At 65.1% G+C, this 17,759-nt stretch carries 13 protein-coding genes; 10 read left to right on the forward strand and 3 right to left on the reverse strand.

The features are described 5' to 3' along the window. Window positions 1-445: 445 nt before the first annotated feature. Window positions 446-6,334, forward strand: coding sequence for a PAS domain S-box protein (locus DB459_RS06205; RefSeq protein ID WP_253712036.1), 5,889 nt, complete (start codon window positions 446-448; stop codon window positions 6,332-6,334). A 120-nt stretch (window positions 6,335-6,454) separates the two neighbouring features. Here the strand turns inward: DB459_RS06205 and bla are convergent, their stop codons facing one another. After that, window positions 6,455-7,360 carry a class A beta-lactamase gene (bla, locus tag DB459_RS06210; protein WP_371926879.1) on the reverse strand — a complete coding sequence of 302 codons (906 nt, stop codon included), beginning with the start codon at window positions 7,358-7,360 and terminating at the stop codon, window positions 6,455-6,457. A gap of 103 nt (window positions 7,361-7,463) precedes the next feature. Here bla and DB459_RS06215 point away from each other — a divergent pair, with 103 nt between their 5' ends. Beyond that, entirely contained in the window at window positions 7,464-8,345 is an 882-nt protein-coding gene (locus DB459_RS06215; RefSeq protein WP_253712038.1) for a LysR family transcriptional regulator, read from the forward strand. Between the two features lie 213 nt (window positions 8,346-8,558). Here DB459_RS06215 and DB459_RS06220 read toward each other — a convergent pair whose 3' ends face one another. Further along, entirely contained in the window at window positions 8,559-10,172 is a 1,614-nt protein-coding gene (locus DB459_RS06220; protein WP_253712039.1) for a phosphoenolpyruvate carboxykinase, read from the reverse strand. Window positions 10,173-10,587: 415 nt separating this feature from the next. Here DB459_RS06220 and DB459_RS06225 point away from each other — a divergent pair, with 415 nt between their 5' ends. From DB459_RS06225 to DB459_RS06235, 3 genes are all read left to right on the forward strand, one after another. After that, window positions 10,588-10,836 carry a hypothetical protein gene (locus tag DB459_RS06225; RefSeq protein ID WP_253712040.1) on the forward strand — a complete coding sequence of 83 codons (249 nt, stop codon included), beginning with the start codon at window positions 10,588-10,590 and terminating at the stop codon, window positions 10,834-10,836. Window positions 10,837-11,217: 381 nt separating this feature from the next. Next, window positions 11,218-11,466: a hypothetical protein gene (locus DB459_RS06230; protein WP_253712041.1), complete on the forward strand. Its 249-nt coding sequence runs from the start codon at window positions 11,218-11,220 to the stop codon at window positions 11,464-11,466. Window positions 11,467-11,747: 281 nt separating this feature from the next. Beyond that, entirely contained in the window at window positions 11,748-12,017 is a 270-nt protein-coding gene (locus tag DB459_RS06235; protein WP_253712042.1) for a hypothetical protein, read from the forward strand. A 529-nt stretch (window positions 12,018-12,546) separates the two neighbouring features. Here DB459_RS06235 and DB459_RS06240 read toward each other — a convergent pair. After that, on the reverse strand, window positions 12,547-13,287 hold the full coding sequence (locus DB459_RS06240; RefSeq protein WP_253712043.1) for a HugZ family protein: 741 nt from the start codon (window positions 13,285-13,287) through the stop codon (window positions 12,547-12,549). 251 nt (window positions 13,288-13,538) lie between these two features. On the opposite strand from DB459_RS06240, the gene DB459_RS06245 reads away from it, so the two are divergent. The 5 genes from DB459_RS06245 to DB459_RS06265 all read left to right on the forward strand — a co-directional run bounded on the left by DB459_RS06245 (window position 13,539) and on the right by DB459_RS06265 (window position 17,756). After that, on the forward strand, window positions 13,539-14,240 hold the full coding sequence (locus DB459_RS06245; protein WP_253712044.1) for a response regulator transcription factor: 702 nt from the start codon (window positions 13,539-13,541) through the stop codon (window positions 14,238-14,240). Between the two features lie 266 nt (window positions 14,241-14,506). After that, window positions 14,507-16,360 (forward strand): stimulus-sensing domain-containing protein, encoded by a 1,854-nt coding sequence (locus tag DB459_RS06250; RefSeq protein ID WP_371926880.1) that lies wholly within the window; start codon window positions 14,507-14,509, stop codon window positions 16,358-16,360. Further along, window positions 16,360-16,845, forward strand: coding sequence for an HPr kinase/phosphorylase (locus tag DB459_RS06255; RefSeq protein WP_253712045.1), 486 nt, complete (start codon window positions 16,360-16,362; stop codon window positions 16,843-16,845). The genes DB459_RS06250 and DB459_RS06255 overlap by 1 nt, the downstream gene beginning before the upstream one ends. Before the next feature lie 189 nt (window positions 16,846-17,034). After that, complete coding sequence (locus tag DB459_RS06260; protein WP_253712046.1) at window positions 17,035-17,436, forward strand: PTS sugar transporter subunit IIA; 402 nt, start codon at window positions 17,035-17,037, stop codon at window positions 17,434-17,436. 5 nt (window positions 17,437-17,441) lie between these two features. Next, a complete protein-coding gene (locus DB459_RS06265) occupies window positions 17,442-17,756 on the forward strand; it encodes an HPr family phosphocarrier protein (RefSeq protein WP_253712047.1) in 315 nt (104 codons plus the stop codon). Window positions 17,757-17,759 lie beyond the last annotated feature (3 nt).

Below are 17,759 nucleotides of genomic sequence, written 5' to 3' on the forward strand. Positions count from 1 at the left end.
ATCTTGTCGCCGATGCGCCAGGAGGCCGGCACGCAGGTGTTCTTCGAGTTTGCATCCTCAACGGATGGTCAGTGGTGTTAGATTATTGTTACTACCTAGTGTGGCGTATGCCCTTCGCGGCAACCCTCTCGTAGGCAATTGCGAGACATAAGCCACACTAGCACTTTGATTTTGCTAGTGTCCCTATGTCTCCGAATGACCGTGCGAGTGCGAGGCAATCGTAGCGGTAATTCGGAGACAGGACACTAGTGTCCCGTTTCCAACGTTCGTGTCCCATTGCAGCAGGCGACTCATACGAACGCCGGAAACAAAAGGACGCCAGCATCATTATGATTCTGGCGCGGTTTTGGATCTGACGCGCGTTTGAAGAACTCGCTGCAATACTGAAACGAGCGTCAGATCCACCGCACTTGCGGCGCGGATCGTGGATCGACAGGATTTACCGATGGAGCGAGGCGAAATCATCGTTGCTGGATATACGCTCGTTTCCGTCATCGGCGAGGAAGGATATTTCACGATATACCGGGCGCGCTCGCCGGACCATGAGCAGGTCCTGCTGAAGACGCCCAATTCCTCACCCCCTCCGGCCGCGGCGATTGCTCAACTGGAGCACGAATACCAAACGGCACGCGAGCTGAACCCGATCTTCGCGGTGAAGCCTTTGCGGATCGAGTGGCAGGCAGGCACGGCGGCGTTGGTTCTCGCGGATTTCGCCTGCCATGCGCTTGCCGACGAGATCACGGCTCCTCTGAATCTGAACCGGTTTTTCAGGATCGCGGCCGGCGTCTGTGACGCGTTGGCGGCGCTTCACCGGCAGGGTGTGGTACACAGGGACATCAAGCCCGAAAACATATTCCTCGCCGACGGCGATCCCGACCTCGCCGTCCAAGCAAGGCTGACAGGATTCGGCCTGGCCTCAAGGCTGTCACGCGAGCGCCAGGCTATCGAGCCGCCCGAGACCATCGCCGGAACGCTCGCCTACATGGCGCCCGAGCAAACGGGCCGCATGAACCGGTCCATCGACTCCCGCAGCGACCTTTATGCGCTGGGCGTCACGTTTTACCGGATGCTCACCGGGCGGTTGCCGTTCACCGCGTCCGACCCCATGGAATGGGTCCATTGCCACATCGCGCTCCAACCTCCGCCGCCAAGCAGGCATAGGACCGAGATTCCGGCGCCGCTGTCGGATATCGTCATGAAGCTGCTGGCGAAAGACGCCGAGGACCGGTACCAGACCGCCGAGGGGCTCAAGGCCGACCTGGAGCGGTGCGCTGCCGAATGGCGAGAACACGAGAATGTCGCACCGTTTCCGCTCGGCTGCTGCGACCTTCCCGATCGTTTTCTGATCCCTGAGAAGCTATATGGGCGCGAGCAGGAAGTCGAAACGCTGCTTGCCGCTTTCGACCGCGTCGCGGCCGGCGGCGAGCCGGAGCTTGTGCTCGTCTCCGGCGATCCCGGCGTCGGCAAATCCGCCCTGGTGAACGAACTCCACAGAGCGCTCGTACCGCCACGCGCCCTCTTCGCCTCAGGCAAGTTCGACCAGTACAAGCGCGGCATTCCCTATGCCACCTTGGCGGAAGCTTTCGAGAAGCTCATCCGCCCGCTTCTGGGCAAAGGCGAAGCCGAACTCGAGGGCTGGCGGCATTCCCTCCAGGAGGCGTTGGGCCCGAACGGAAAGCTCATCGCCGACCTCTTTCCGGACCTGAAGCTCATCATCGGAGAACAGCCTCCCGTTCCCGAGCTCGATCCGCAGCAGGCCAAGGCGCGCTTTCAGCTGGTGTTCCGCCGCTTCATAGGTGTTTTTGCGCGCCCCGAGCATCCGCTGGCGCTCTTCATCGACGATCTGCAATGGCTCGATGCGGCGACGCTTGATGTCATCGAGGACATTCTAACCCAGCGGGATGTGCGGCATCTGCTCCTGATCGGCGCCTACCGCGACAATGAAGTAAGCTCAACCCACCCGCTTATGCGCAAGCTCGACACAATCCGCAAAATGAACGCGCCGGTGCAGGAGATCAAACTTGCGCCTCTCGGCCTCGTCGATTTGACGCACCTGGTCGCCGATACCCTGCATTGCGAGCCCGATCGTGCAGAGCCACTCGCGCAACTCGTGCAGGCGAAAACGGCGGGCAATCCGTTTTTCGTCACTCAGTTCTTGTCCGCGCTTGTCCAGGAGGGATTGGTTGCCTTCGATCACGGCGAGGGCCGGTGGTCCTGGGATCTGAACCGTATCCACGCCAAGGGCTACACCGACAATGTGGCGGACCTCATGGCCGGGAGGCTCACTCGCCTGGCTGCCAGAACCCGAAACGCCCTGCAGCAACTCGCCTGCCTCGGAACCGTTGCGGAAACCTCGACACTTTCACAGGTTCTGGAAATTCCGGCGGAGCAGGTGCATGCCGATCTGCAGGAGGCACTCCGCTTCGAACTCGTCCAGAGGCTCGACGGCGCGTACAGGTTCATCCACGACCGCATTCACGAGGCCGCCTACGCGCTGATCCCGGAGACGCAGCGCGCCGAGGCTCATCTCAAGATCGGAAGGCTCCTCCTGGCGCACACGCCTGCGGAGAAGCGGGAGGAGGCAGTCTTCGAGATCGTCAGCCAGCTCAACCGCGGCGCGGCCCTGATCGTCTCGCGGGACGAACGCGAGGAACTGGCGCGGCTCAATCTCGTCGCCGGCAAGCGCGCCAAGGCTTCCACGGCTTACGCAGCGGCGCTCAATTACCTCAGCACCGGCGCCGCGCTTCTGGCGGACGATATCTGGGAGCGTCAGCGTGAGCTTGCCTTCACATTGGAGATGGGCCGGGCGGAGTGCGAGTTCCTCACCGGAGACCTCGCCGCCACGGAAGCGCGGCTGGCAGCACTGTCGGGCCGGACGGCGAGCATGGTCGAGCAGGCTGCCGTCACGTGCCTGCAGATCGATTTGTACACGACCCTCGGTCAGAGCGGCCGCGCCATCGAGGTCGGCCTCGGCTACCTCGGACAAGCGGGCGTCGAATGGCGACCGCATCCGCCAAAGGAGGACGCCCAGCGCGAATACAGGCGGATTCAAGCCGCACTCGGCGGCCGCACGATCGAGGAGCTTCTCGATCAGCCCCTGATGCGCGATCCGGCATCGCTTGCCACCCTGGATGTTCTGACCAAGCTCGGCCCGCCCGCAGTCTTTACCGACGAAAATCTGTTTTGCCTCACGGTATGCAGGGCGGTCGCCTTGAGCCTCGAGCGGGGAGTTTGCGACGGCTCCTGCTTTGCCTTCGTGACCCTTGGCATGATTGCCGGACCGCATTTCGACGATTACGAGGCCGGGTACAAGTTCGGACGCCTCGGCTATGAACTGGTCGAACGGCGTGGGCTGAAACGCTTTCAGCCGCTGGTCTACATGGTCTTCGGGCACATGGTCATGCCGTGGACGCAACACGTCCGGGCTGGTCGGAAATTCCTACACCTGACGTTCGAAATCGCGAACAAGATCGGCGATCTCACCTTTGCCGCATACAGCCGCGACAATCTGATCGCCAACCTCCTGATGGCTGGAGATCCGCTTGCCGAGGTGCAGCGCGAGGCCGCGTTCAGCTTGGCGTTTGCCCAGAAGGTCCGGTTTGCGTTCGTCGCCGATACCGTTACCGGCCAGATTGCGCTCGTTCGAACGCTTCGCGGACTGACGCGGACATTCGGTTCTTTCGACGATGAGCAATTTGACGAGCGCGCGTTCGAGCAGCATTTTTCCGACAAGCCGGATTTGGCGCTGCCGGCATGCCGGTATTGGATCCGGAAGCTGACGGCGCGCTTCTTTGCAGGCGATCTCGCCGATGCCGCCGATGCGTCGGAGAAAGCCAAAAAGCTGATCTGGACGACGGCCTCGTTTACGGATGAGGCAGAATATCACTTCTATGCGGCTCTTTGCCATGCCGCATGCTGCGACGGGGCGGAGCCGGCGCGGCGGCAGCAGCATCTCGAAGCCCTTGCCGCGCACCTCAGGCAGCTCGAAACCTGGGCAAAGCATTGCCCGGAGAATTTCGAGAACCGCGCGGCTCTCGTGCGCGCGGAGATCGCCCGTCTTGAAGACCGGCCGCTCGATGCCATGCGCCATTATGAACAGGCGATCCAATCCTCCCGCGCCAGCGGTTTCGTGCACAACGAGGCGCTGGCTCATGAGCTGGCTGGCCGCTTTTTTCGCGGCCGCGGGCTGACGAGCATCGGCCGCGTCGAGCTCGGCATGGCGCGTGCCTGCTACGTCCTCTGGGGCGCCGACGGCAAGGTCAAGCAACTGGACCGGCAGTATCCGGAGTTGGCCGCGCAGCGAACCCTCTTCAGCCCCGAGACGGCTGCTCCGCAGATCGACGTGGCGACGGTGACGAAGGCCTCGCTGGCCGTGTCGGGAATCATCGAGCTGCCGAAGCTGATCGAAACGCTGATGAGGATTGCGCTCGAAAATGCCGGGGCGGACCGCGGCCTCCTCATTTTGCCACGCGACGGCGGCTTCGAGGTCGCGGTGGAAGCCAAAGCCGGAACTTCGGGAATCGAGGGCGAGCTGACGCACCTCGCAATCAAGGAGGCCGGGTGTGCCGAGACCATCGTCAACACCGTGATCCGCACGCAGAAGAGTGTCATCCTGAACGACGTCTCACATCCCGGCGAGTTCTCCGAAGACGTCCATGTGCGCCGGGGAGCAGCGAAATCGGTGTTTTGCCTGCCCCTCCTGACGCGAGGCAAACTGAGCGGGGTGCTGTATCTCGAGAACACCCGGGCATCCGGCGCCTTCTCGTCGGAGCGGGTCGCAGTGCTGGATGTGCTGGCGGCGCAGGCCGCGATCTCGCTGGAAAACGCTCGATCCTACCAAGCGCTGCGGGAAAGCGAGGAACGATACAGCCTGATCGTGAACACCGCCGCCGAAGGAATCTGGGTTCTCGGGCCCGACAATGTGACGACGTTCGTCAACGGCCGAATGACCGAAATGCTCGGCTACACAGCCGGGGAACTGCTCGGGCATGAGGTGACGGACTTCATGTTCGAGGAAGACGCGCCCGATCACCTGCTGAGGATGGAAAGGCGCCATCCGGGAATATCGGAACACTACGAACGGCGCTTCCGGCACAAGGACGGCCGTACGATATGGACCCAGGTTTCCGCGACCCCGATCTTCGACGATCAGCGCCGTTTCAAGGGCGCTTTTGCCATGCACACCGACATCACCGCGCGCAAGCTTGCCGAGCAGCAGATATTCCTGCTGAACTTCGCCGTGAACAACGTGCGCGAAGCAGCCTTCCTGATCGATCAGGACGCGCATTTCCGCTATGTCAACGATGAAGCCTGCCGTATCCTCGGCTACGATCGGGACGAGCTGCTGGGCCTCGGCGTTCAGGACGTCGACCCCGACTTTCCCACCGAGCGTTGGCCTCGCCACTGGCACGATCTCAAAGAACGGCATTTTCTGATCTTCGAGGGACGTCATAAGACGAAGCAAGGCAACATTGTGCTCGTCGAGGTCAACGCCAGTTACTTCGAATACGACAAGGTCGGCTATAACCTCGCCCTGGTGCGGGATATCTCCGAGCGCAAAATTGCTGAGGAGAAGATCTTGCGGCTGACGGCCGAGCTGGAAGACCGCGTGGCCCAGCGCACCGCCGCGCTCCAACAGGCCAACCAGGAGCTCGAATCCTTCAACTATACAGTGTCTCATGACCTCCGCGCGCCGTTGCGGGCCATCAGCGGCTATTCCTCGATACTGCTCGAGGACTACAAGAGTGCGCTCGACAGCGAAGGTCAGCGCTATCTCGGCCAGCTCCAGCAAGGCACCGCCCGCATGGGCCGCCTGATCGATGATCTGCTCGCGTTTTCCCGAACCTCGCGGACCGAGATGAAGCGAGAGGCAGTGGACATGTCGGACTTGGCACGAGACGTCTATGCCGAACTTGCTGCGACGGTTCCCGACCGGAACATCCGATTCAGCCTGGGTCGGTTGCCGTCCGCCCAATGCGACCGCCCGACGATGCGTCAGGTGTGGAGCAATCTGCTGGGCAACGCCATCAAGTACACCAGGCCACGGACCGAAGCCGTGATCGAGGTTTCCGGAACTTCGGGCGAGGCCGAGACTATCTATTGCGTGCGGGACAATGGCGTCGGCTTCGATATGCAGTATGTCGACAAGCTTTTCGGCGTGTTCCGGCGGCTGCATGCCGCTGACGAATTCGAAGGCACGGGCATCGGACTTGCCATCGTCAAGCGGATCGTCGAGCGGCACGGCGGACGGGTATGGGCGGAGGGCAAGGTGAATGAAGGCGCCGCGTTCTATTTCACCTTGCCCATCGTGAAGCCGGAGGCGGCGGGGGTGTGATCAGGCCTGGAGATTTTATCCGGATCATACCGTCTTCGCTCCATGGTCCTGGCTTTGCGACACAGTATTTTTCCCGGAGCCCGTTCGTCACCAGCATTCGCCCCCATGGCGGGGCCCGCCCTAAACGCCGATCAGCGCAGCCGCGGCGCGTCCGACCGAGGCGATCACGGCATTCTGGCCGTCGAGATTGACGCTGGCCCCCGTCAGATAGACCGAGACGATGACCGGGGCGCGCTGCGGCGGCCAGACGATCGCAATATCGTTCGCGGTGCCGTGACTGCCCGTGCCGGTCTTGTCGCCGAGACGCCAGGAGGCCGGCAGGCCGGCACGCAGGCGCGTGTCGCCGGTCTTGTTGCCGACCAGCCAGGCGGTCAGCGTGTCGCGCGATGGCTGCGAGAGGACATTGCCGAGCACCAGCGCCTGCAGGTTCGCCGCCATGGATTTCGGCGCGGTGGTGTCGCGCTCGTCGCCGGGTCGGCCGAGGTTGAGGCCGGGCTCGATCCGATCGAGCCGGGTGACCTTGTCGCCGAGGCGCCGCGCGAAGGCCGTGACCTTGGCCGGGCCGCCCAGCCGCGCCACCAGGAGATTGGCGGCGGTGTTGTCGCTGCGCGTCATCGCCGCTTCGCACAATTCGTCGATCCGCATGCCGTCGCCGCCGGCGCGATCCTTGGTCACCGGCGAATAGGCGACGAGATCGCGGCCCTTGAAGACGATCCGGTGCGACAGGTCGTCCTTGCCGGCATCGGCGCGCGCCAGAATGGCGGCGGTCGCCAGCAGCTTGAAGGTGCTGCACATGGCGAAGCGTTCGTCCATGCGCTGGCCGACGACCGCGCCGGTTCCGGTATCGAGCACCGCGACGCCGAGCCGGCCGCCGCTCTCGATCTCCAGGCGCTTCAATTCCGCTGCGAATGTCTCGGGCGCGCCGGCGGCCGCCCGCGCCGCAATCGATCCGCCCAATCCTCCGCGCACCGCCAGCATTGCCGCAGCAGCCGCCGTCGCGAACCGGCGTCTTGTCATCACCATCATATCGATTCGTCCCTTTTCGTTGCGGCGACAAGGTGTCCGCGACAGCACGCCTTGACAAACGATCAATCGTCGGAGGAGACATTAGAAAAATTTGGGTCACGAGATGAGATCATCGCACCTGCCGCTCAACGCGCTGCGCGCCTTCGAGGCTTCCGCCCGGCAGCTGTCCTTCACGAGAGCCGGCCTCGAGCTGCGAGTTACCCAGGCCGCGGTCAGTCACCAGGTGAAGAGCCTGGAAGAGTTGCTCGGCGTGCAGTTGTTTCGCCGCCTGCCGCGCGGCCTCGCGCTGACCGACGAGGGACAGGCGCTGCTGCCGGCGATCGCCGATGCCTTCGATCGCATCCGCGCCACCCTCGATCGCTTCGAGGGCGGCTACTTTCGCGACGTCGTCACCGTCGGCGTCGTGGGAACCTTCGCGACCGGATGGCTGCTGCCCCGCCTTGCGGCTTTCGAGAAGGCCCATCCCCACGTCGACCTTCGGCTGCTGACCAACAACAACCGCGTCGACCTCGCCGGCGAGGGTCTCGACTTCGCCATTCGCTTCGGCGACGGCTCCTGGCACGGCACCGAAGCGATCCGGCTGTTCGCGGCGCCGCTGACCCCTCTCTGCGCGCCCAAGGTGGCGAGGCGGCTGCGACGGCCCTCCGACCTCAAGCGGGAAGTTTTGCTGCGATCCTACCGGCCCGACGAATGGCCGCAGTGGTTCGCCGCGGCCGGCCTCGTCAGCCCGACGATCAAGGGCGCGATGTTCGATTCATCGATCATCATGGCCGAAGTGGCGGCGCGCGGCGCCGGCGTCGCGCTGCTCCCGGCCAGCATGTTCGAGGATCAGCTGCAGCAGCAACGGCTGGCGCGGCCGTTCAAGATCGACATTCACACCGGCGACTATTGGCTGACGGCGCTGCGGTCGAAACGCGCCTCGCCGGCAACGCTGGCGTTCAGGAGCTGGCTGCTCGACACCGTTGCAGCGCAGCGCCGCGCCTGAAAGACCGCCCTATCCGCCGCACACTCCGACGGTCATCCGGAGACGTAGTCATCCGAAGACGTAAGGGAGTGGCGCGCCCGGCGGCGCCACTCCCGCAGCCGTCGTCCCCGCGAACGCGCCGACCCGGCATGCCGTGTCGGCGAGAGGGCACCGACACGCCCGCCGGCCACATCGCCAGCGTCCGTCCTCCCGCAGAACCCGATCGATCGCGCGCTATTCCGCCGCCAGCCGGATCTCTGGCGCCGCCGCCCGCACCTCCGGATCCACCTTGCCTTCGAACCTCGCGAAGTTCTTCTGGAACATGGCTACGAGGCGGCGCGCGGTCTGGTCGAAATCCGCCTTGTCGCTCCAGGTATTCACCGGGTCGAGAATCTCGTCAGGCACGCCGGGCACCGCGGTCGGCACCGCGAAACCGAAATACGGGTCGGCCCGGAAAGCAACGTTGCGGAGCGAGCCGTTGAGCGCCCCGGTCAGCAGCGTGCGGGTCACCCTGATCGGCATGCGGCTGCCGACGCCGTATTTGCCGCCGGTCCAGCCGGTATTGACGAGCCAGCAATCGACCTCGTGCCGGGCGATCAGCTGGCGCAGCAGGTTGCCGTATTCCGACGGATCGCGCGGCAGGAACGGCGCACCGAAGCAGGTGGAGAATTCAGGCAGCGGCTCGGTGACGCCGCGTTCGGTGCCGGCCACCTTGGCCGTGTAGCCCGACAGGAAGTGATACATCGCCTGGGCGGGCGTCAGCCTGGCGATCGGCGGCAATACACCGAAGGCGTCGGCCGCGAGCATGACGAGGTTCCTCGGCTGTCCGGCGCGGCCGGTCGGCGACGCATTGGGGATGAAATCCAGCGGATAGGCCGACCTCGTATTCTCGGTCCTGGAGCCGTCGTCGAAATCGACCTCGCGGCTATGCGGATCGAACACCACATTCTCCAGCACGGTGCCGAAGCGCCTGCTGGCCGCATAGATCGCCGGCTCGGCCTCCGCCGACAGCTTGATGCATTTGGCGTAGCAGCCGCCCTCGAAGTTGAAGATGCCGTTGTCGCCCCAGCCGTGCTCATCGTCCCCGATCAAGGTGCGGCCCGGGTCGGCCGACAGCGTCGTCTTGCCGGTGCCGGACAGGCCGAAGAAGATGGCGGCATCGCCCTCGGGACCGACATTGGCCGAGCAATGCATCGGCATCACGCCCTGGGCGGGCAGATAGTAGTTCAGCGTCGTGAACACCGACTTCTTGATCTCGCCGGCATATTGCGAGCCGCCGATCAGCACGATCCTGCGAGCGAAATCGATCGCCACGACATTCTCGGAGCGCACGCCGTGGCGTTCCGGATCGGCGCGGAAGCTCGGCAGATCGACGATGGTGAGATCCGGCACGAAATCCGAAAGTTCGCTCATGGCGGGACGGATCAGCAGGGTGCGGATGAACAGCGAGTGCCAGGCGAGTTCGGTATAGACGCGCGTGCGGATGCGGACGGCCGGATCCGCGCCGCCATAGAGATCCTGGGCGAACAGCGTCATGCCCTCGGCATGACGGAGAAAATCCTCGTACAGCGCCTGAAACTGCCCGGAGGTGATGGACTGGTTGCCGCCCCACCACACGGTATTTTCGGTGGTGGCGTCGCGCACCGTGAATTTGTCCTTGGGACTGCGGCCGGTGAAGACGCCGGTCTCGGCGCAGAGCGCTCCGTCGGCGGTGACGGTCGCCTCGCCGTGGCGCAGGGCATATTCGTAGAGCGCCGGCGTGCCGAGATTCCAATTGACCGCGTCGAGATGCTTAAATCCGAACTTGTCGGCGCCGAAGGCACCGTTACGCACGCCCGTTTCCTTCACTGCAGCTCTCCCTGGTTGCGCGGCGGCGTCGTAACCGCCGGAGCCCGGCGTTGATCCGCCGGTGCTCCTCACTGAAACCACGACCTGAACGGCGGGCTCCATCCCTGATCAATAGTGCCGATGCGGCGTTTTTCCAAGGCGATTGCCGGCAATTTGGTTGATTGGATGGCGCGCGCGACGCCACGCGATTCAGTTGATGCGGCGCGGCGGATCGGCCGCATCGCAACATCGCGTCATCACCTTGTCAGACAACCGGTGACCCGGGTTTTGGTCTGACGCTCGCACGAAGGATTCGCGGCACACGCTGCCCGCAAAGCGAAGCGCCCGGCGCCTCGGTTTGACGCATGTCAAGCCGGGCAATGGCGCCGCGCCGCAACATGCAAGCGCAGAATTCATCACGGCTGGAGAATGCGAGATGCTCAAGATATCGCAAGGCGTGCTGGTTGCGACGGCGGTCGTGGCGCTGCTGCAGATGGGCGGCGATGTCTCCTTTGCCAAGGCTCCGACCAAGCGCGTCTGCGTGAATTGGCGCGCGGTGAAAGTGTGCACCCATCGCTATCCGGACTGGGTCGACGAGAAAGGCAGGCATCAAGGAGAATGCCAGGCCTGGGGCTACGACCACGTCTGCACCGAATGGAAAGATGTGCCGGACGACATGAGGTGACGAACCGGCGGCATTCCGGGAAACGGCGAAGGCCGAAAGCCCGGAATCCCAAACCAGGCCCGAGTCACGGATTGCGCTCTCGCGCGCGCCACCCGGATACGATCGGGCCGTCGCTTTCAACGTCGCAGTTCATCATTCCGGCCGAGCAGCGCAATGGGAATGCCATCTCGGCCTTGCAGCGGAACGCCTGACACCTGCAAGGAATCGACCTACGGCTTGCAGGGAGCCGCCGTCGCGGTGCAGCGAATCGTGCTCTTGGCGACTGGAGCGCAAGACACGTTCTTGCCACGCGCCAGTGCCCACGATGCATAGTCGGGACCAGGATCCTTCGCGGCGGCGGCCGACCACGCAACGATTGCGGACTGCTTCGCGGCCCCCTCGTTGTTCCACATGCTCGTCGAGCCGCTCGCAGATACCACCATCCTGAGGCAGGTCTCCGCAGACGCCTCGGGCGCGGCGGCGAGCGAGGCGGTTGCGGCGGCGATGAGCAGGAGTCGTCTGCCGTTTGACATTGTCGATCCTCCATTCCGGTTTGCCGTTCTCGTCTTCAACCCCGGCCGCCCGCTGTGCGGCGTTGATCTGCGTCAGAGAGGCGGAGACGGGGGGCCGCAGGTCGTTCTTTTCCGCTGAGCCGTCCCCCAGTTGCCCTATCCGCCGCCGCTGATGCGCGACATCGAATTCTCCGTTACGGGGGGCGAGAATTCATCAGTCCCTGAACGCCACACGACTCTACCTTCGCGTGCATTCCTGAAACACGGCTCCCGACGGCGGGTGTTGACCTGGGTCAATGCCTCTCCGACGACCATCGTCCATCGGCATCCGAGGGCGCGCGCAACGCGCGCAGCTAAACGGTGTTGCTGCATCGTCAGCGGAGGAGTTCGGTTATGCGCATATCATCCGGTGGACTTCTCGTGGGCGCGGTCGCGATGCTTCTGGCTGTCGGGCCGACGCGGGCGGCGGTGCCGGGATGCTCGAAGACAGGCTTCACGGCCGAAGGATACGATACTGATCAGCAGGGCAAGGCCCTCGGCGCGGCGATCTTCGCCTGGACGAAGCGGGTCGCGGCGTCGTCTCTCGGCGATCGCTTTGCAGACTGGAACCGAGCGCAGCAGAAATCCGTCGACTGCCGAAAGACCGGCATTTACTACACCTGCACCATCTCGGCGCAGCCCTGCCCCTGAGTGCCGCGAGCGGGACGGCTGGTTCCGAAGACGGTCGTTGGACCGGCGATCCCCGGCACGCGCTCCAGCCATCGTATTCACACATCTGATCCGCCGCCGGCTCGCAGATTTCGTCAGAGGCATAAAGCCGCCGTCACCACCGCATTCGTCGCAATTTTTTCGTCGTGGCTGGGCTCGTCCCGGCCACCCCGATGAGGGGATCAGTGCGTTTGCCACCGTGATCATCAGCGTGCCTCCCTCATCGAGGTCCACGGCAACTCGGCGCAGCCGAGTTGCGTCCTTCTTAAATGCCGCAAGTCGGATAAATCCGACTTGAGATGACAAGCCCCGCGACGACGAAGTGGGAGGCGAGGCGCTTGCTGAAGACTGCCGGCGTGGCGCGCACTCAAGGATCTGCTTCGGCAAGCTACGATAGACGCGCTCCAGGGGGAGGATGTCGCGGCCGGAAGAAGGGAGTGGGACTCGTCGGCTCGCCAACGTGACGCCGCTGTAGTTGTCGGCCGCGACGTAACGCGTGCGATCGCGCGCTTCAGGTCCGCAGCTTCTCGGCGGTATCCTTGAGGAACGCGCGCAGCGCGCCGGGCGTTTCGATCCGCTGCGGGAAGGCAAGTCGCAGCACGGCACGAGCGGCCTGCAGGTCGATGCCGTCGGGGTCGCAGCCGGTGCAGATCCAGTCGCCGGCTTCGCCGCCAAGCAGCCGTGTCGCGTAAAGGTTCATCGCCGCGCGGTGATCGGCGTTCATATGGGCCACGATCTCGGGCTCCGCGGCGAGGAGCGCCTCGGCACCGGTGACATCGGTCAGCACCTCGTCGGCGCGCAGGTTGACGATGCGGCCGAAGCCGGCGACGAGATGGACGCTGTCGATCCGGATCGCCGCGAACAGGAAATCGCTGAAGCCGGCGAACGCCTCGGCGGAGGGATGGGCGGCGAGATAGCGGCGACGCCAGGTCGCCAGCGAGACTTCGGGCGCGCCCTCGACGGCCGCTTCCGCCGCGCCGCTGATCATGATCCGGGCGCCCTCCAGCGGATCGCCGGGCCGCCGCTCGTCGAGCATCAGCGAGACGCGGTTGTCGGCGAGAAGATTGCGGGTGTGGATGGCGAGACGGGACACCAGCAGCAGCGGCGCGCCGTCCGGGGCGCTCGCCACGTTGACCAGGGAGCAGTAAGGTGCCCCCGAGCCTGTCATCAGGGTGGCCAGGGCGCCTTGCCGGCTGCGCCGGAGGAGGTCGCGGGCGAGCCTGGCGGGGTCGAATTCGGCGTCAGGGGTCATGGCGGGCCTGATATTAGTTACTGTGGGAGGGTTTTTCCTTGCCAAAATGTCCCTATATAGCCGGGAACCGTCGCTGACCGTGCAGGTTTCCCGGAACTCGTCACATTTCAGCCTCGCTTCCATTGCTCGCTGCCGACGCCACAAGCCGGTTGCCCGGCACGACCGGATGAGCACCGCCGGAGAGCGTCTGGGGACGATGCGCTCGCCATACCACGCCAAAGTAAAAGCAAAACTGATCTGAAAGCAGGCTCATGCCCACAATCGCTTTGGTCGATGACGACCGCAACATCCTGACGTCCGTTTCGATCGCGCTCGAAGCCGAGGGCTATCGGATCATGACCTATACGGATGGCGCCTCGGCGCTGGATGGCTTCCGCACCAGCCCGCCCGACCTCGCCATCCTCGATATCAAGATGCCGCGGATGGACGGCATGGAGACGCTGCGCCGGCTGCGCCAGAAGTCGGACCTGCCGGTGATCTTCCTCACCTCCAAGGACGAGGAGATCGACGAGCTGTTCGGCCTCAAGATGGGCGCCGACGACTTCATTCGCAAACCGTTCTCCCAGCGCCTGCTGGTGGAGCGCGTCAAGGCGGTGCTGCGCCGGGCGATCCCCAAGGACCCGACCGCGGCACCCAAGGAGGCCGATCCCAAGGCGCTCGAGCGCGGCGCGCTGCGCATGGATCCCGAACGCCATACCTGCACCTGGAAGAACGAGCCGGTAACGCTCACGGTCACCGAGTTCCTGATCCTGCAGGCCCTCGCCACCCGTCCGGGCGTCGTCAAGAGCCGCAACGCGCTGATGGACGCGGCCTATGACGACCAGGTCTATGTCGACGACCGCACCATCGACAGCCACATCAAGCGGCTGCGCAAGAAGTTCAAGGTGGTCGACGACGAGTTCGAGATGATCGAAACCCTCTACGGCGTCGGCTACCGCTTCAAGGAAACCTGAGCCTGAAAGTAGGGCCTGCGGCTGGCGCGGCGACGCCTTCGTGCCAGCATCAGATCCCAAACCGCACCAGAACTGTCATCATGCTGGTGTCCATGCGTCTGCGAACGACCGTCGGTGCGTGCGGCAAATGGGGCGGTCGTTCGGCGACGGGAGACGAGTATCCCCTCGGATTCTCGTGTTTTGGATCCGGCGCCCGATTGGGATAGACTGCGGCCGCCGCGGACGCGCAGCCGCAGGTCTCCCGAAACAACCAGGCAGTTTGGCCATTGCTTGATCGACCGCTCGAACAAGACCCGGAGCTGAAGGACGCTGCGCCCTCGCTCGCGCCGGGACCGGACCAATCGCCGGAGGGAGAGACTGACGCCGCCGACGAGGCCGCCGCGTCCCCGCAGGTTCCGGGCTGGCAGCGGCCGCTGTCGCTGCTGCGCCGCGCCGGCCAGTATGTCTTCGCGCTCAGCTTTTCCAGCCTCACCCGCCGCATCGTCTCGCTCAACCTCGCCGGCCTGATCGCCCTGGTCGCGAGCATCCTGTACCTGTCGCAATTCCGCGCCGGCCTGATCGACGCCCGCGCCCAGAGCCTCCTGGTCCAGGCCGAGATCATCGCCGGCGCCATCGCCGCATCGGCGACGGTCGAGACCAACACCATCACCGTCGACCCCGACCGGCTGCTCGAACTCAAGCCGGGCGAGAGCTACGGACCCCAGGACGACGCCGCCTCGGGCCTCGATTTCCCGATCAATCCGGAACGGGTGGCGCCGGTGCTGCGGCGGCTGATCTCGCCGACCAAGACCCGCGCCCGCATCTATGACCGCGACGGCGTGCTGACGCTGGACAGCCGCAACCTGTACGGCCGCGGCGACGTGCTGCGGTTCGACCTCGGGCCGCCTTCGAGCGAAAAGCCCGGCTTTACCGAGCGGGCGATGATCACCGTCCGCACCTGGCTCAACCGCGGCGACCTGCCGCTCTATCGCGAGCTCGGCCCCGAAAACGGCACCGGCTATCCCGAGGTCGCCGACGCGCTCAACGGCCAGAAGGCCAGCATGGTGCGGATCAACGAGCGCGGCGAAGTGATCGTGTCGGTGGCGGTGCCGGTGCAGCGCTTCCGCGCCGTGCACGGCGCGCTGATGCTCTCGACCCAGGGCGACGACATCGACCAGATGGTGACCGCCGAGCGCCTCGCCATTCTCAAGGTGTTCGGGCTCGCCGCCGCGGTGATGATCATGCTGTCGCTGCTGCTCGCCAGCACCATCGCCGGCCCGGTCCGCCGCCTCGCCGACAGCGCCGAGCGCGTCCGCCGCCGCATCAAGACCCGCGTCGAGATCCCCGACTTCACCGGCCGGCGCGACGAGATCGGGCACCTGTCCGGCGCGCTGCGCGACATGACCGAGGCGCTCTACAACCGCATCGAGGGCATCGAACGCTTCGCCGCCGACGTCTCCCACGAACTCAAGAACCCGCTGACCTCGCTGCGCTCGGCGGTCGAAACGCTGCCGCTGGCGCGCACCGACAACAGCCGCAGCCGCCTGCTCCACGTCATCGAGCACGACGTCCGCCGCCTCGACCGGCTGATCTCCGACATCTCCGACGCCAGCCGCCTCGACGCCGAGCTGCAGCGCCAGGACGCCGCCCCGGTCGACATCCGGCGGCTCCTGACCACGCTGGCGTCGGTCGCCAATGAAGCCGGCCGCAACAACAACGTCCAGGTTCATGTCCGCTTCGAGGGCAGCTCGAACGATGCGTTCTCGGTCCCCGGCCACGATTCGCGCCTCGGCCAGGTGGTCGCCAACCTGTTGTCGAACGCGCAGTCATTCTCGGAGAGCACCGGCTCGGTGCGGGTGACGTGTCGACGCACCCGCAATGCCATGGTGGAAATCCTGGTCGACGACGACGGCCCCGGCATCCGGCCCGGCGCCATGGAGAAGATCTTCGAGCGCTTCTATACCGACCGTCCCGAGCAGGGCTTCGGCCAGAATTCAGGGCTTGGCCTGTCGATCTCCAAGCAGATCGTCGAGGCCCACGGCGGCCGGATCTGGGCCGAGAACCGGGCGGGCCGACCGGACTCCAGCGGCGACACGCCGATCGCCGGCGCACGTTTCATCGTGCGCCTGCCGGCCCTGTGATGACAGTCCCCGCCGACACCCCGCCGCCGCAGCCGACCGTGCATGCGTCCGCGGTGCTGGTCGGCGATCGCGCCGTGCTGATCCGCGGCCCCTCCGGAGCCGGCAAGTCGCGCCTCGCCTTCGAGCTGATCCTGGCCGGCCGGGCCGGCGTGATCCCGCCGACCACGCTGGTCGGCGACGACCGGCTCCACCTGCGGGCCCGCAACGGCGCGCTGTTCGCCGCGCCGGCGGGACAGCTCGCCGGCCTGATCGAGATCCGCGGCCTTGGCGTCCGCCGCATGCCCTTCACAGCCGAGGCGGCCGTCGCCGTCGTCGTCGACCTCGCCGCCGCCGATGCCGCCCGGCTGCCCTCCGACGCGAGCCTTTTCACCGAACTAAACGGTATTCAGATGCCTCGAATTCCAGTCGCCACCGGGCAGTCCGGTTATCCCCTGATACTTGCCGCCCTGATCACCGCGCCGGGAGCGACGCCGGATACGACTTAAGGCCCTGATTGTCCAAAGGGGTTTCGTAACCATATAAGTCCAATTATTGCCACCAATCGACCACCTCGCCGCCCGTTCCGCCGCCGTAAAGACGCGGATGGGCAGCGACCCCCTCTTGCCTCGGGGCGCCGGATGGTCAAGATGTGGCCCTTTCGTGCGGTGCACCAAAGCACCCGCGAGGAGTCTTCGATGATAGGTTTAGTTCTAGTCACCCACGGGCGCCTGGCCGACGAATTTCGGGCGGCGCTCGAACACGTGATGGGCCCGCAAAAACAGATCGAGTCGATCACGATCGGGGCCGACGATGATGCCGACCTCTGTCGCAGCGACATCATCGAGGCGGTGAAGCGCGTCGACACCGGCGACGGTGTCGCCATCCTCACCGACATGTTCGGCGGGACGCCGTCCAACCTTGCGATCTCCTGCATGAGCCGGCCCAAGGTCGAAGTTCTGGCCGGTATCAATCTGCCGATGCTGGTCAAGCTCGCCAAGGTCCGCGAAGAGCGGCCGCTGCCGGAAGCGATCGCCGCCGCCCAGGAGGCCGGGCGCAAATACGTCACCATCGCCAGCCGCGTTCTTGCCGGCAAATGACCGTGATGTCGGACGAGGGTCACAACGCTCCAGCGCCCGCGCCGAACGACGGCCTCGTCCGCGAAGTTCCCATCATCAACAAGCGTGGCCTGCACGCCCGCGCCTCGGCCAAGTTCGTTCAGATGGTCGAGCAGTTCGACGCCGAGGTCGCCGTGACCCGCAACGGCGAGACCGTCGGCGGCACCTCGATCATGGGCCTGATGATGCTGGCTGCCGGCATCGGCACCTCGATCGTGATCTCGGCCAAGGGGCCGGAAGCGCGCCAGGCGCTCGATGCCCTGTCGGATCTCGTCACCCGCAAGTTCGGCGAGGACGAGTAGGCG

The sequence above is a fragment of the Bradyrhizobium sp. WD16 genome (genome assembly GCF_024181725.1).
GTDB lineage: Bacteria > Pseudomonadota > Alphaproteobacteria > Rhizobiales > Xanthobacteraceae > Bradyrhizobium_A.

Excerpts from the sequence above, each read along its gene's own strand:
- DB459_RS06205 (WP_253712036.1), top strand. The coding sequence starts at position 446 with ATGGAGCGAGGCGAAATCATCGTTGCTGGATATACGCTCGTTTCCGTC.
- bla (WP_371926879.1), bottom strand. The coding sequence starts at position 7,360 with ATGATGGTGATGACAAGACGCCGGTTCGCGACGGCGGCTGCTGCGGCA.
- DB459_RS06215 (WP_253712038.1), top strand. The coding sequence starts at position 7,464 with ATGAGATCATCGCACCTGCCGCTCAACGCGCTGCGCGCCTTCGAGGCT.
- DB459_RS06225 (WP_253712040.1), top strand. The coding sequence starts at position 10,588 with ATGCTCAAGATATCGCAAGGCGTGCTGGTTGCGACGGCGGTCGTGGCG.
- DB459_RS06240 (WP_253712043.1), bottom strand. The coding sequence starts at position 13,287 with ATGACCCCTGACGCCGAATTCGACCCCGCCAGGCTCGCCCGCGACCTC.
- DB459_RS06245 (WP_253712044.1), top strand. The coding sequence starts at position 13,539 with ATGCCCACAATCGCTTTGGTCGATGACGACCGCAACATCCTGACGTCC.
- DB459_RS06255 (WP_253712045.1), top strand. The coding sequence starts at position 16,360 with ATGACAGTCCCCGCCGACACCCCGCCGCCGCAGCCGACCGTGCATGCG.
- DB459_RS06260 (WP_253712046.1), top strand. The coding sequence starts at position 17,035 with ATGATAGGTTTAGTTCTAGTCACCCACGGGCGCCTGGCCGACGAATTT.
- DB459_RS06265 (WP_253712047.1), top strand. The coding sequence starts at position 17,442 with ATGTCGGACGAGGGTCACAACGCTCCAGCGCCCGCGCCGAACGACGGC.